The sequence below is a fragment of the Nocardia amamiensis genome, assembly GCF_015477605.1.
Lineage (GTDB): Bacteria > Actinomycetota > Actinomycetes > Mycobacteriales > Mycobacteriaceae > Nocardia > Nocardia amamiensis_A.
Map to the genome: position 1 here is coordinate 88,796 of NZ_JADLQX010000005.1, position 13,554 is coordinate 102,349.

Here is a 13,554-nt window from a genome sequence, read left to right on the forward strand (position 1 = left end):
GAGTTGGGGGAAGCTTGACGCACGCGCGACTTGACCACATCGACGAAGAATCCTCGCGTGGAATCGTCCGCGCTCCCGACCTCGCCCGGGTGACGATTCTGGCCAAGCACACCCAGGTCGACATGGCCATCCCGGTCGATGTGCCGGTCGCGCTGGTGATACCGAGCGTCGTCGACATGGTCGCCCAGCACAGCCGCACCAACGAATTCGACAACGAGGGCGAGCGTTTCGAGCCCGCGGAGTGGGTACTCGCCCGCATCGGCCACCCTCCGTTCTCCAACTCGCTCAGCCTCGGCGAACACGGCGTCCGCGACGGCGAGCTGCTGATGCTGGAGAGCGCCTCGCACACCGCGCCGACGCCGCTGTTCGACGACATCATGTACAACGTCGCGATCGCCGACGCCGACCACTACCGCAGCTGGACCCCGCGGGTCGCGCGGATCACCGGCTCGGTGCTCGCCGCGATCACCATGATCGTCGGCTGCCTCGGTCTGCTGCTGTCCCCCGGCTCGCTGCCGATCGGGGTGGGCGGCTCGGTCGCGCTGGTCGTCGCGATCCTGCTCGTGGTGGCGGCGATGGTGCTCAGCAGGATGTACGGCGAGACCGGCACCGCGCTGGTACTCGGCGGCTGCGCGCTGCCCGCCGCGTTCACCGCGGGCATGCTCTACGTGCCGGATCACTATGGCTGGGCGCACATTCTGCTCGGCTCGGTATTGACGGGCGCGACGGCGATTCTGGCCTGGCGGGTCACCGGCGTCGGACTGGCGCTGTTCATCGGCGCGGCCACCCTCGCGGCGTACGCGGTACCCGCGGCGCTGATCGGCCTGCTCACCGACCAGCCGGAACGCGCGATCGGGGCGGGCGCGGCGGCACTCGGGCTCGGCGGGCTCTCGCTGGCGCCGCGGGTGTCCATGCTGCTCGCGAAATTGCCGCTGCCGCCGGTTCCTTCGCCGGGTACGCCGATCGATCCGACCGAGGACGATCCGGACGATCACCGCGCCCTGCCGACCATGGACGTGCTGCGGGTGAAGTCGGAACGAGCCCGTATGTATCTCGCCGGCCTGGTCGCGGCCACCACGCTCGTCACCGCCGCCGGAGCACTGGCGGCCACCGACCCGACCGCCGACGGCACGTACTGGCAAGGCATCGCGCTCGCGCTGGTCTGCGCGGCGGTCCTGATGTTCCGCAGTCGCACCTACGCGGGCGCGGAGCAGGCCGTCGTGCTGATCGCGGGCGGTTCGGCGATCGCGCTGATCATGCTGGTCGGCGCCGGATTCGCGATGGACCAGCCGCTGGCGGTGTTCGGCGCGGCGATGCTCGCGCTGGTCGCGGCGCTGATTCTCGGCATCATCATCCCGAACCAGTCGGCGACGCCGCCGATGCGCCGCGGCGTCGAACTGCTCGAGTACGCGTTCGTGGCGGCCGTGCTGCCCCTGGTGTTCTGGGTCGCCGACCTCTACTCCCTCGTCCGCGGGCTGTGAACCGCGTACTTCGCACCGGCGCGGCCGCGGCGGTGCTGTCGCTGAGCGTGTCGTTCGGAGTGGGCGCGGGCCAAGGCATCGCCTACGCCGATCGCCCGCCGCCGGTCGATCCCGGCCAACTGCCGTCGGGTGATCCGGCGCGGCCGTTGGACAAAACCGAGCGCCCGGCCAACGCGGCGTGCTACTCCACCCAGCAGGGCGGCGACGGCCCTGCCGTTCCCATTCCCCAGCTATCGCTCAATCTGCCGCACGCGTGGGAGTTCTCCCGTGGCGAAGGTCAGCTGATCGCGGTGATCGACACGGGGGTCGCCTCGCATCCCCGCCTGCCCGATCTGGAAGCGGGCGGCGACTACGTCGCGGACGGTGGCGACGGGACAAGCGAGGACTGCGACGCCCACGGCACGGTGGTCGCAGGCATCATCGCCGCGAAACCCGTAGCGGGGCAAGGTTTCTCAGGCGTGGCTCCGGAAGCGCGGATTCTCTCTATCCGCCAGACCAGCGCGTTGTACGAGGTCCCTGGCCAACAGGACAAAAGACCGGAAGACCCACCGAAGGGCTACGGCAGGATCGAAGCGCTCGCCTCCGCGATCCGGCGGGCCGCCGACCGGCGCGCTTCGGTCATCAACATCTCGTTGGTCTCCTGCGTCCCCAGCGGCCAGAGCTTCAACGACGGCCCGGTCGGCGCGGCCGTGCGTTACGCGACACTGGAAATGGACGCCGTCGTCGTGGTCGCGGCGGGTAATACCGATGGGAAGTGCAAGCCGAGCAACCCCGGCATCGACCCGCTGAAGCCGGACGGCGATCCGTGGAACAACGTGACCACCAACGTCACGCCCGCACGCTACGACGATTACGTCCTGACGGTCGCATCGATCGACCAGAACGGCGCACCGTCGAGTTTCACCGTGCCGGGGCCGTGGGTCGGCGTGGCGGCACCAGGCGAGGACATCGTCTCGCTCGATCCGCGCGGAACTGGCACCATCACCGGAAAGTATGAGAACCAGAGCCTGGCACCGCTCAAGGGCACCAGCTTCGCCGCGCCTTATGTGTCCGGGGTGGTCGCACTGGTCCGCGCTCGCTTTCCCGAACTCAGCGCTCTCGACGTCATCAAGCGTATCCAGGCCACGGCGCACGCGCCGGGCGAGGGTTGGAATCCCTACGTCGGTTACGGCGCCATTGATCCGGTCGCCGCATTGACTGCCGAAGTACCGAGAACGCTTCCACCTAAACGACCGGCCGCAGCTGTGAGGGTGCAGCTTCAGGTACCCGCGCCACCTCCGCCGCCGGACCACCGCGCTCGCAATGTGGCGTTGATCGGCAGCGGCAGCGTCGCGGCACTGCTCGTCTTGGGCATGCTCGCTTCGTTCCCGATCCGCCGCAGGTTCGGGGTCAGTGAGGACGAGTGAGAATTCCGGAGCCACGACACGGTCGGGGGACGCGACAAACCGCCTCGAGCAGGTGAGGGATGACCCCGGCCTGATACTCGGCCGTTCGCCCGTTCCCCATCCGCCCGACGAGCTGTGTGATTCCGACCGGTCACCGTACTCGGGCGAATGGCACACGGATGACAGGTAGCGTGCACGTGTTGCACTGCGGTAACTGAATACCGCATCAGATCGACACAGGTAGCTGCCATGCCCCCCGTAACATCCGAATTCCATCCCATGGCCCAGAGCGAATCCGACGTGGAAACGTCTGCCCGCCCCGCCACGACCACCCGCAGACAGGCATGGGAACGCGCAACCAATGCGCCGATGATCGTGCTGGCGGTGTGCTTCGTCGGCATCTATGCCTGGTACGTGCTCGACACCGGCGCCTCACGGGAACTGGATGCCTGGCTCACCCGTGCCGACGTGGCGATCTGGGTGGTATTCGCGGCGGACTTCGCGATCCGGCTGTGGTTGTCCACGAACCGATGGCGCTTCGTGCGCACCCATCCGCTGGAGTTGCTGATCGTGCTGCTGCCACCGTTCCGCCCGGTGCGGGTGGTCCGGGCAGCGCTGCTGCTGATCGACACGGTGAACCGGAGAACAGAGACCCGCGCCCGCATGGCGGTGTTCGTCGCCACCAGCTCGGCGCTCGTGATCCTGCTGTGCAGCCTGGCATTCTTCGATGCCGAGTATGGCGTCGCAGAGAGCAAGATCGACAGCTTCGGCGACGCGCTGTGGTGGGCGATGGTATCGGTGACGACCGTCGGCTACGGCGATGTCTATCCGGTGACGACCGAAGGGCGCTTCGTCTCGCTGATCCTGATGACCTTCGGCATCGGCCTGATCAGCTTCGCCATCGGTACCACCACGAGTTGGGTGATGGACCAGCTGAGGTCCGTCGAAAGGTCCGCGGAACGCGCCGATATCGAGATCGGCCTCCTCGCCGAGGAGGTCCGCGCCCTGCGCGCCGAGATCGCCGCGCTCACCAGTTCCGCAGCCGACACCCTGGCGGCCCCGATGGCGCCACCCGATACGCATCATCCGTAGCCATTCGCGGCACGCGCTCCCAGACTCGCTCGGGCATCGGTTCCCAGATCTGGAAGGCCGCGAATACGCGGTCGTCAACTGCTGCCCTAGGTTCGGGTTGGCAGCAGCAATAGTGCCCGAGTTTAGGTCCCGAGCGGGCGGGGTAAGAATGCGAACGCTCGATGTCACAGAAAAGAGGAAAGGTTCCACATTGATCAACGCCAAAAAGTCGATCGCCGCGTGCGCGGCCGCAATCGGAATCACGGCCGGGGTGGCGGTATTCCTCCCCGCTACTGCGTCCGCGGCAACATATGGTGGCCAGTGCGGTGACGGCTTCAAGGTGATCGACTCACACGGGTTGAAGGGCGGCACGGTCTTCCTCACCTACGACGGCAGGACGAACTGCGTGGTCACCGTGCGGGACAACCCGGGTGAGCCGATATCAATGGGCGCCGGTGTGCGGCAGTCGAAGGACCACTCCCAGGTGGTCGTGAACGACGACCGTGTCTTCACCCACTTCGCTTATGCGAAGGTCGAAGCGGAAGGTAAGTGCATCGACTGGGGCGGCCGCATCAAGGACGACATCTGGGAGGAATTCGGAGTGCACTGCGGTGACTGAGCCTCGACCTTCATCGGTGGATCGAAGCTGAATAACGGGAAGAATTGACGCTTGTTCGCGCGGTGGCCGTGGGGCGTCGTCGTGGAATGCGGTGAACGGGCGGTCCTCGTCGGTGAGTTCGTGCCGGGTCACCCGCAGGGCGGTGCCGGTGGCGCGTGCGGTGTCCGGGAGCACGGCGGCCTACGGCCTCGGCGTCGATGAGCGACATGGGCACGCGCCTACCGGAACCTGGTCTCGCCGTCGCATCTACGTCTGACCACAGTCGGGCCCTAGGTCGATCGGAAGGATCCGCCGTGCCCCGTAGCCGCACCGCACAAGGCGTCGAATCGGTGGCGGAAGTGTTCGGCATCATCTCCACGCAGCCGCGAGGCGCCGACTCGCACCGGTCGAAGCTCTTCCACCAAGCGCGGCGAGCTGACTGGCCCTTCCAGCATCGACAGGGCACGGTGCCCCTCGGTGATTGCTGTGTTGATATCGCCCAGGCCAGCAAGCGACGCCGCGAAGTACGCACGGTATGACGCCTTGTCTCGGAGAGGCATGGTTCCTCCACTGCTGGTCGCCTCGCGATAGATAGTTGCCGCCCTGCTGTGCTGTCCCAGATAGGATCGGCCTCGGGCCTCGATGGATCGGATCTCGTCCGGGGTGACGAAGTGCAACCAGATCGGGTCATCGGGATCATCGAGACCACGGTCCGCTTCCCGCCAGGCCCGGATCATGGCCTGTTCGAACTCGCGACTCTCGCCAACTGCCGCGTGCGCTACTGCTTCTCGTGCGATCCGCAACGCATTCAAACGCGCTGAAGGGATGCGGCGTGCGAGTTCGCTTGCACGCCGCGCAAGGTGTACCGGCTCACGGCTCGCCGGACGTTTCGTGGCAAGAAATGACATGTTCGCGATGGCGTCCTCTAGCAAGTCTTCTTTTCCGCTTTGTTCGGCGAGAAGAACTGCCTCCGTGTAGAAATGCCTGGCAACTTCAACGCGCCCGCTGTCTTCAGTGACCCAGCCTGCGAAACCGGCCAGCCGACAGGCCGCATCGATCAACTCCGCACCCAAGCGGGAACCGTATTCACCATGATCGACCAGACGACGAACCAGACGGTACTGCTGAATGACGGAGTCAGCGATCCTGCCGCCGCTGTAAAGGTTGTCGTGCTCCCACAGCTGCTGAGTCATCTTGCGCAGGTAGGCGATGTGACCGGTCCCGACGCGTATCGGATCCGACCACGGCAGATCGGTCGCCGCACCCGTCGCCGCTACCGCGACCGTTGCCACCTGGACGAATTGTCTGCGATCCACGTCATCGACTCCTTCACAGCCCCCTCTGTCGATGGTCCCCGCGTCAGCGCTACCGAGCAAGAGGGGCATCAGCGCCGAGCGCGGTATACCCAGCGCGTCCGCCGCGCGGATCAATTCCCGCACATCGAAAATCGTGCCGACCTCACCCCGTTCAACTCTTCCGGCATGCGTGCGATCCCAGTGCAGCAGCTCCGCGAAGTCCGCCTGAGATAACCCCATCTGCTTGCGTACGAGAGCCAGCGCCGAACCAGGCTTGCCCGAGGCGAGCAACTGCCGGAAGCGGGGCGATTCCCACACGGCGGTGAAAGGTGAATCTGTCACATTCGTCCCCCTGGTACGAAGCGATACGCAATAGCCGGAACTCTATTCCCGGCAATGCAATTCGCGGTGGCAAACGGCAGATATCGCGCAATCGGCCCGATCGCCCCGGGCAGTCGCCGCACCGCAAGCGGGGGCCGAGGCTATCGGTGGCTCCGGTGCGGGACGATGCCATCTCCAGGGCACATCGGCCGCAAAGGGTTGCGGGCCGGTGGCGCAAGCCCCCGGCGCCGGACGCTCACCAGACCGTCGACCCGAAGGGGACACCGCATGACACGGCCACACACGGCGCTGCCGGACATCCCGCAAGCCCACCCCAGAGCAATCGGTTACCTGCGCGATGACGTGAGCGGACCGGGGTGGCGGGAAGACGAGCAGGCGATCCTGGCACTGGCCACCCGGCTCGGCTACGACCTGGTGAAAACCGTCCGCATGGACCCCGACATCCGCGACCCGCTGCATCGGCTGCTGATCATCGTCCGCCGCCTCGATGTCGCCGCGGTGATCACGCCGACCCTCGAGCACATCGGCGGCCCCGGCCGCATCTGCCGAGTCTGTTCCCTGATCACCGTAACTCCGGAATACAACTGGGCACTCGCCTATAAGCCATCCGAAGAAAGTGGGCGATAGTGCCCGCAGAGCTCGCACTCGTACTGACAGTCACAGCCGCGGTCGCGGGACTGCTCATCCTGCTGTTCTGGGTGCTGCCTTGGCTGATCGACAGCGCATCCCAGTTGCCCGGCCACACCGGCGAAGCCCGGGAACGTGCAGGACCCCACGCCGCACCGCGCAGGCCGTACCTGGTGGAGGAAGCTCACTGGGTCACGCAGGACCACATCGACTGCGACGTCCACACCTGCGCCGCCAAAGCCGCAGCCATTGACGTGCTCATCGAAGCCGGGCACATGAAACCAGCGAGGTACTTTCGGTGAACCCCACCGTTCCCGCCGATGTCCTCGACCGCTGGCGCGCACAACCGTGCACCAACCCGGTGATCGAGAACATCGAGCACGCCCGTTTCGCGCTTACCAACCACGCCGCACACTGCTGCGACCAGTTCCTGGCCGCACTCGGCCACGGCACGACAGTGTGCGGATGAGCGACGACGAACCCCTCAGCACCGCTGGCGGATCACCCGATCTCGGCCAGACCATGAGCGGGAAGCCCGTCTACCTACCGCCCAAGGGATTTGGGCAGGCAATAGTGGACTCGCCCGCTCAGGCGTTGGCCGATCGACTACTTCGCCGAGGCGACCGGCTGCTTGGCGGGTGCGGAGTCCGGGGCGACGCCGTCGTGCGCCACCATGGCGGCGTCGCGACCCATAGTCGGTCCGCCGGCAAGCAGCCCGACGATCGGCCAAGGCGCCGGTTCAGGTTTGACACCGGACTCGGCGTCCATGCCGAGCGCCTTCGCGGCCTCATTGTCCTTGATGCCGAAGCGAACGCCGGTGTCGGCCACGTAGAACATGCTGTCCTTGCGCCTGCTGTCGGGTTCGATGCCGGTGGTCTGGACGAAGGCGCCCGAACCCGGCCGGAAGTACACGGAGTCGACATTGTCACCCTTGCCGTCGGCCTGCGCGAGCGGAACCAGCTTGGCGCCGCTGGACATCGGCAGATCGCTCGCGTCGATGAACGACAGTTCCGCCCGCACAGCGACATCGGTGTTGCCCGCGACTCCGGGAATCGGCTTCCACGACAAGCAGCTCACCGGGCGCGCCTTGGGCTGAATGATCGTCGGCGCGGTCTCGGGGTAGGTGTCGACGTTCAGTGCCCGCGACTCCGGCGCGTTGGTCTTGTCGAAAGATTCGATGGCGGTGCCATGGTCGGGGTTGCGCTGCGAGCCACGGATCACTTCGGCGGTGAATGGACTGACCGCCTGCAGACCGTCGCGCAGCAGGACGTAATTCTGACTGGTTTTGCCGTCGAGCTGGACGACTGTGCCGATCTTCAAGCCGTTGATCGAATACCCGGACGGTTGCCCGCCTGGATCGGTGATCTTGGGCGGGATAATCGGATCGACCTCGGGAATCGCGTTGAGCAGGCCCTCGCTGATCGGCCGCGGGGTCATCCCCCGAATGTTCAGCGGTCCGGTTATGAATGGGTCATTCATGTCGACACGGGCGCGCGTCTTGTTCCAGACCAGGTAGGCCGCGTCCTTGCCCTTCACAAGCAGCGCTTTGTCCTTGCCCATCGGCGCGGCCTTGTCGCCCAGTTCCAGATCGCCGATCAGCACGGAGCTGCTGCGGTCGTCGCTGCCGTCGGTCTTCAACGAGTCGCACACCGTCCAGACCCGGCCCTTGCCCTCCTTGTCGAAGTGCAGCGAGCCGGGAGCGCCTGGGATGCCGATCAATTGGCCGCGCGGCTTCTTGCCGAGCTCCGATTCCTTCACGATCGCCGGCTTGGCCGCCTCACCCGCGGCCAGGCGTGCGGAGGCCAGGTTGAGCGCCGGGTGCACCACGTCGTCGAGCACCACATAGACCGCGCCGGAATCCTTGCCGATCAGGATCTTGTTGTCGCCGATCTTGTCCTGCGGACGCAGCAATGCCAGCACGCCGCAGCCGGCCAGTACCACGCACGCCAGGATCAGGCCGACCGCGTACGCGCGGGACTGAGAACGCATGGGATCGTGCAGCATTCGCACGTCCCGGCGCACCAAGGCATGCTCCATCCGCCGGACCAGAAAGCGGTAGCCGCTGACCTGCCAGCGTGTAGTGGGTTTTGAAGGCATTATTCCTCCCCCGAACAGTGCTCGCGTTCGCCGAACACAGTACAGTTCCCGAGGACTCTTGTTCAGCTCGGCCACGACAATCCGGCCGACACCGGGTACATGGGGGACGATGATGGCGGAACCGGCCGGCGCGGGACCACGACCGCTGCTCGGGCGCATCTCGATGCAGAACCTGCTGATCGCGCAGATCGCCGGATTGATCGCCGGAGTTGTCGCGCTGCTCGCCGGCCTGCCCGGACTGCCCGCGCTCGGCGTTGCGGTGGTCGCGACGCTGATCCCGCTCGTCCCCGTCGCCAAACGTACCCTGCTGGACTGGATCACCACCTGGTGGCGCTATCTCACCCACCGCGAGTACGAGATCGGCGACACGATCGACTACCGCGGCACGGACGGACGTTCGCTGGGCCTGTTCTGGGATGGCAGCCGTGTGGTGACGGTGGTCGAGGTGCTGCCCCCGCCGGGCGGGCTGACCAGGATCGGCCGCACCACGGTGCACGCCTCGCACCTGCTTCCGCTGCCGGAGTTGGCGAAATGCCTGAACCAGCACGACATCCTGCTCAGCGGCATCGACATCATCAGTCACGGGCACCGCAGCCGCTCCGGCACGCCCGCAGGCCCGATCTACGAATCGCTGCTTGGTCCGCTGCCCGCCACCGCGCACCGCACGGTATGGCTGGCGATCAGCTTCGACGCGGTGGCATGCCCGGAGGCCACGGCCCGGCGCGGCGGCGGGGCCGAGGGCGCCTCGCGTGCGGTCACCATCGCCACCCAGCGGATCATGCGCACGCTCGAGGACGCCGACTGCAGCGCCCGCATCCTGACCGCGCCGGAGATCCGCAAGGCGGTTCTGCAGATCACCGGCGACTACGACCCGCGGACCCTCGAACACCGCTGGCGCTACGCGGAAATCGGCAACAACGTGAACGTCGGTAGCGGCGTCGACCCCAAGCGCCTCAGCTCCGACTTGCTCGCCCAGCTGTGGGTGCCGCCGTCGCGCGGCACCACGGTGGCCGTGCGGCTGCGCCCAGGCAGTTCGGCCGAATCGGTGAGTGTCGGCGCCGCATGGCGCCTGACCGCGCGGGAGCTGCCGGAACGAGCCGAATTGCCGGGCATGGTCTCGATGAACGGACGCCACCGCGACGGACTGCTCGCCCATCTGCCGATCGCCGTCCCCGGTCTGGACGACACCGTTCCGATGATCGAGTACCCCATCGACGTGCTCGACGTGCTGCACCTGCCTTCCTCCGGCTGCGGCCAGCTGATCGGCTCGGACGACGAAGGAAACGGCGTCGCGGTCCGCATCGTCGGCGCCGGCATCTCGACGGTGTACGTCGCGGGCGAGCTGTACTTGGCGCAGCAGCTTGTGTTCCGGGCGCTCGCGGTCGGCGAGCGGATCCTGATCCGCACCGACCGGGCGCAGGCGTGGGAGAACCTGGTCACGACGATCGGCAATCCCGAACGGCTGACCATCGCGGTCGAAACCCACCAGTCCGATGCGGGATTCACCGCCACGGTGGTGGACGGCGTGCTCGCACCCGCGCCGCACGCCGGCGTCACCACCATCTACGTGACGGGTGATCCGATGGGTTGGCCGGTCACCCGCCCCGACCTGTCCATTCACCAGCCTGGTGCGATCGGCAACCACGTGATCCTGCGTACCGGTACCGCACAGGTCGACCTGACGCTGGTGTCGATCCCGCGCGAGGCCACCTACATCGGTCAGCCGCGTGGCCGCCGTGCCGTGCCGGCCAGGTAGCGAGAGCTAGCCGGGATACGGGTCGGCGGCCCGCGCGGCCCGCAAAGTGCGTGCCCACCAGGCCAATTGGCGCAGCATCCGTTCGGCCGCGTCGATCGCGGCACCGTCGCTGGTCTCGCCCGCGTCGTCGAATCGCTTCTTGGCCTGATGGAAACTGACCGTCTCGCGAACCGAGACCATGTGGATTTCGGCGACGACCTGACGCAGCTGCTCCACCGCGCGCAACCCGCCGGAAAGGCCACCATAGGAGACGAAAGCGATGGGTTTGGCGCGCCATTCGTGTTTGGCGGTGTCGAAGGCGGTCTTCAGCGAGGCCGGGTAGCCGTGGTTGTATTCGGAGGTGACCACCACGAAGGCGTCCGCCGCGCGCAGTCGAGCACGGTAGGCCACGGTCTGCTCGGTCTCGGTGAGGTCGATCGGCAGCGGCGTGTACGCGAGATCGATGACGCCCGTGTCGAATTCGGCATGGGCGCGCAGGGTGCGCAGAAACCAGTCGGCGACCACCGGAGCGAACCGCTCCGGACGCACGCTGGCCACGATGACCTCGAGCCGCAACGGTGAGTCCACCGCGCGAGCCTAACCCCGGAGTGTCCGACCACGGCCACCGGCGCGACCCGTTTTCGCCACATTTCACTGGCCATCCCCCTGGCCGTGGCACTAGGGTTCGAGAGGGGTGAGGGGGAAATCATGATCATCGGACGCTGGCTGCTGATCGAAACACTCGGCCCGGTCGGCACTTGGTCGCTGCTGGCGACCGGGTCCGCGCCGCGGGCTTGGAAGTCATATCGGCGTGCGGTTCCCGCGCGTCTGCAACGGTTCGTCACCGCGGCTCACCACTCCGGCACCGCGGTGGACCACCAGCTGCCGCCATCGCGCCATGCCTGGTCGAGAGGGCGCCTGCGGGCGCAGCCGCTGCTCGGTCCGGGTGCGCGGGTGCACGCGGTCCGGTTGTGGGTGGGTAGCGGTGCCCCACCGCCGCCGGTCGGCGTGACGACCTTCAGCATCGATGGGCACGCGAGGCGGGTGGAGGTGGTCCGGGAGGAATCGGGCCCGCATTGCGATCACCAACCGGCGGTGTGGTTCGGCGCCGAGGTCTTCGAGACGATGGAGCGCTTCGACGGCGCACTCGAATTCGTCGCCACCATGGCGCGCTCCGAACCCGGCGTCCGCTGGCTCGACACCGCCACCATGCGTTCGGCGGACGGTCCGCGCACCCTTATGCTCGCCGCGCGCAATCCGGACCCGGACCGGCACCACTGGGTCGGCGTCGCCGTCGATGTCACCGAAGACATTGCCCCGCAAGCGAAAGCGCTGGAATCGGTGGCACTGGACCTGCTGCGCGGCACGTCATCGAATCGGTACCTGGCCGTCGTAGATCTGGCGCAGGTCCGGCTGATCCGCTGGGTCACCGAGCCCGTGCCCGGTGTGCGCTGGGTTGGCGGGACGGACGCCCGTACCGTGCCGCATCCCCGAGACCGTCCGCGCATTCTGGCCGCGCGCGCCGATCTCCGCGCGGGCAGGCAGCGAGTCCGGCTGGCCGAGGTTCGGCTGGCGACCACGGAGGGCGACTGGATCGTCGCCGACCTGGAAGCCGCGCCACTGCCCCATGGTGCACCCGGCGCGCATGCACCGGAATTCGCTGTGGTCCAGGTGACGATGCACCATCCGGGGTGACGGTGCAGGCCACCAAGCGTCACCCGAACGACGGCCCAGCTGACGACGCACCCAGGCGACCGAGCATCACCCAGCGGCGGCCCGGCTGACGACACGCGATCCCAATGGCAGTCCAGGCAACCGAGCATCACCAGCAGCGGCCCCGGTGACGACGCCCGCCTGGCGATACCGGAGATCACCGGCACCCGAGTACGGTCCCGACGACCATGCGCCTGTCCGAGTGAAGAATGATCAGCCGGGAGTCGCCGCGAACTCGGCGAGGCCCTGGGCGGGCGCAATCGCGGCCGTGAAATCCAGCATGCGCCTGGCCCGTTCCGGGTCGGCGACCAAATGGCGGACGTCGCCGATGTGGTACTGACCGGTCACCAGCGGCGCGGGCCCGCCGTGGGCGCGAGCCATGATCGAGGCCACCTCCCAGAGCGTGATCGGCCGCCCCGACGCGATGTTCAGCGCGACGAAACCCGGCAGCGGACGCTCGATCGCCGCGACGGTGGCCGCGACCGCGTCGCGCATGTCGACGAAATCACGGACCTGCCCGCCGTCCTCGAAGACGTGCGGGGCGCGCCCCTGTGCCAGTTCGGCGCGCAAACGCGCGACCAATCCCGAACGAGCGCCCACGCCGTAGACGTTGTGCATCCGCAGCGCCGTGACGGCCCCTCCGGTCGCCAGACCCCAGGCCAGCGCGTAATTCTCCTGGGCGACCTTGCTGGCACCGTAGGCGCCGCGTGGACGCAGCGGCGTGTCCTCCCCCACCGGCTCCCAGGTCAGCACCTCGCCGGTGCGCGGAGCGCGATGGTCGAACATGCCACGATCGAGATCCGCCCTGCGGCGCAGGTTCGGGAAGAACGGCCCGCTCTGCGCACCGCGATAGCGGCCCTCACCGTAGACGCTGACCGACGAGGCGAGCACCAGCCGAGCCACCCGCGCTCGCTCCATCGCTTCGAGCAGCACGGCGGTGCCGAGATCGTTGTGCGAAGCGAAGTCGGCGGCTGTGCCCGCGGTGACCGCCGCGAAATGACAGACGACCTCCACTCCGTCCAGCAGCGGCGCGAGCGCGTCGGCATCGCGCACGTCCACCCGCGAAACACCTTCCGGCGGTTGCGCGTCCGGTCCGTGTACCAGGTCGAGCAGCAGGTCGGCCGCGACGACGTCGTGTCCCGCGGCCACCAGCGCGCGCCGCAGGTGTCCGCCGAGGAAACCGGCCGCGCCGGTGACCAGCACTCGCATC

At 67.5% G+C, this 13,554-nt stretch carries 13 protein-coding genes; 9 read left to right on the forward strand and 4 right to left on the reverse strand.

Features of this window, described 5'->3' with window-relative positions:
* Window positions 1–14: 14 nt before the first annotated feature.
* The 4 genes from eccD to IU459_RS08600 all read left to right on the forward strand — a co-directional run bounded on the left by eccD (window position 15) and on the right by IU459_RS08600 (window position 4,556).
* Entirely contained in the window at window positions 15–1,481 is a 1,467-nt protein-coding gene (gene eccD, locus IU459_RS08585) for a type VII secretion integral membrane protein EccD (protein WP_195128954.1), read from the forward strand.
* Window positions 1,478–2,887 carry a type VII secretion-associated serine protease mycosin gene (mycP, locus tag IU459_RS08590; protein ID WP_324198799.1) on the forward strand — a complete coding sequence of 470 codons (1,410 nt, stop codon included), beginning with the start codon at window positions 1,478–1,480 and terminating at the stop codon, window positions 2,885–2,887. The genes eccD and mycP overlap by 4 nt, the downstream gene beginning before the upstream one ends.
* A 228-nt stretch (window positions 2,888–3,115) precedes the next feature.
* On the forward strand, window positions 3,116–3,958 hold the full coding sequence (locus IU459_RS08595; RefSeq protein WP_228837613.1) for a potassium channel family protein: 843 nt from the start codon (window positions 3,116–3,118) through the stop codon (window positions 3,956–3,958).
* A 190-nt stretch (window positions 3,959–4,148) separates the two neighbouring features.
* Window positions 4,149–4,556 (forward strand): spore-associated protein A, encoded by a 408-nt coding sequence (locus IU459_RS08600; RefSeq protein WP_195128955.1) that lies wholly within the window; start codon window positions 4,149–4,151, stop codon window positions 4,554–4,556.
* Between the two features lie 269 nt (window positions 4,557–4,825).
* Here IU459_RS08600 and IU459_RS08605 read toward each other — a convergent pair whose 3' ends face one another.
* Window positions 4,826–6,172: a helix-turn-helix domain-containing protein gene (locus IU459_RS08605; protein WP_195128956.1), complete on the reverse strand. Its 1,347-nt coding sequence runs from the start codon at window positions 6,170–6,172 to the stop codon at window positions 4,826–4,828.
* Window positions 6,173–6,439: 267 nt separating this feature from the next.
* Between IU459_RS08605 and IU459_RS08610 the strand changes: the two genes are divergently transcribed.
* From IU459_RS08610 to IU459_RS08620, 3 genes are read left to right on the forward strand one after another with little or no spacing between them, the layout of a single operon-like run.
* Entirely contained in the window at window positions 6,440–6,799 is a 360-nt protein-coding gene (locus IU459_RS08610) for a hypothetical protein (RefSeq protein ID WP_195128957.1), read from the forward strand.
* Window positions 6,799–7,101, forward strand: a complete 303-nt coding sequence (locus IU459_RS08615; RefSeq protein ID WP_195128958.1) for a hypothetical protein — start codon at window positions 6,799–6,801, stop codon at window positions 7,099–7,101. The genes IU459_RS08610 and IU459_RS08615 overlap by 1 nt, the downstream gene beginning before the upstream one ends.
* Entirely contained in the window at window positions 7,098–7,268 is a 171-nt protein-coding gene (locus IU459_RS08620; RefSeq protein ID WP_195128959.1) for a hypothetical protein, read from the forward strand. Before IU459_RS08615 ends, IU459_RS08620 begins: the two co-directional genes overlap by 4 nt.
* A gap of 137 nt (window positions 7,269–7,405) precedes the next feature.
* Here IU459_RS08620 and eccB read toward each other — a convergent pair whose 3' ends face one another.
* Window positions 7,406–8,896 (reverse strand): type VII secretion protein EccB, encoded by a 1,491-nt coding sequence (eccB, locus tag IU459_RS08625; RefSeq protein WP_195128960.1) that lies wholly within the window; start codon window positions 8,894–8,896, stop codon window positions 7,406–7,408.
* 112 nt (window positions 8,897–9,008) lie between these two features.
* Between eccB and eccE the strand changes: the two genes are divergently transcribed.
* On the forward strand, window positions 9,009–10,652 hold the full coding sequence (gene eccE, locus IU459_RS08630) for a type VII secretion protein EccE (protein WP_195128961.1): 1,644 nt from the start codon (window positions 9,009–9,011) through the stop codon (window positions 10,650–10,652).
* A gap of 6 nt (window positions 10,653–10,658) precedes the next feature.
* Here the strand turns inward: eccE and IU459_RS08635 are convergent, their stop codons facing one another.
* Window positions 10,659–11,219 (reverse strand): NADPH-dependent FMN reductase, encoded by a 561-nt coding sequence (locus tag IU459_RS08635; protein ID WP_195128962.1) that lies wholly within the window; start codon window positions 11,217–11,219, stop codon window positions 10,659–10,661.
* 120 nt (window positions 11,220–11,339) lie between these two features.
* On the opposite strand from IU459_RS08635, the gene IU459_RS08640 reads away from it, so the two are divergent.
* Complete coding sequence (locus IU459_RS08640) at window positions 11,340–12,326, forward strand: GAF domain-containing protein (RefSeq protein WP_195128963.1); 987 nt, start codon at window positions 11,340–11,342, stop codon at window positions 12,324–12,326.
* 231 nt (window positions 12,327–12,557) lie between these two features.
* Here IU459_RS08640 and IU459_RS08645 read toward each other — a convergent pair whose 3' ends face one another.
* Window positions 12,558–13,553: an NAD-dependent epimerase/dehydratase family protein gene (locus IU459_RS08645; RefSeq protein WP_195128964.1), complete on the reverse strand. Its 996-nt coding sequence runs from the start codon at window positions 13,551–13,553 to the stop codon at window positions 12,558–12,560.
* Window position 13,554: the final 1 nt, after the last annotated feature.

Bases quoted from the DNA above. Each gene is read 5' to 3' on its own strand.
- eccE (WP_195128961.1), top strand. From the start codon at position 9,009: ATGGCGGAACCGGCCGGCGCGGGACCACGACCGCTGCTCGGGCGCATC.
- IU459_RS08595 (WP_228837613.1), top strand. From the start codon at position 3,116: ATGCCCCCCGTAACATCCGAATTCCATCCCATGGCCCAGAGCGAATCC.
- IU459_RS08610 (WP_195128957.1), top strand. From the start codon at position 6,440: ATGACACGGCCACACACGGCGCTGCCGGACATCCCGCAAGCCCACCCC.
- eccB (WP_195128960.1), bottom strand. From the start codon at position 8,896: ATGCCTTCAAAACCCACTACACGCTGGCAGGTCAGCGGCTACCGCTTT.
- IU459_RS08645 (WP_195128964.1), bottom strand. From the start codon at position 13,553: ATGCGAGTGCTGGTCACCGGCGCGGCCGGTTTCCTCGGCGGACACCTG.
- IU459_RS08640 (WP_195128963.1), top strand. From the start codon at position 11,340: ATGATCATCGGACGCTGGCTGCTGATCGAAACACTCGGCCCGGTCGGC.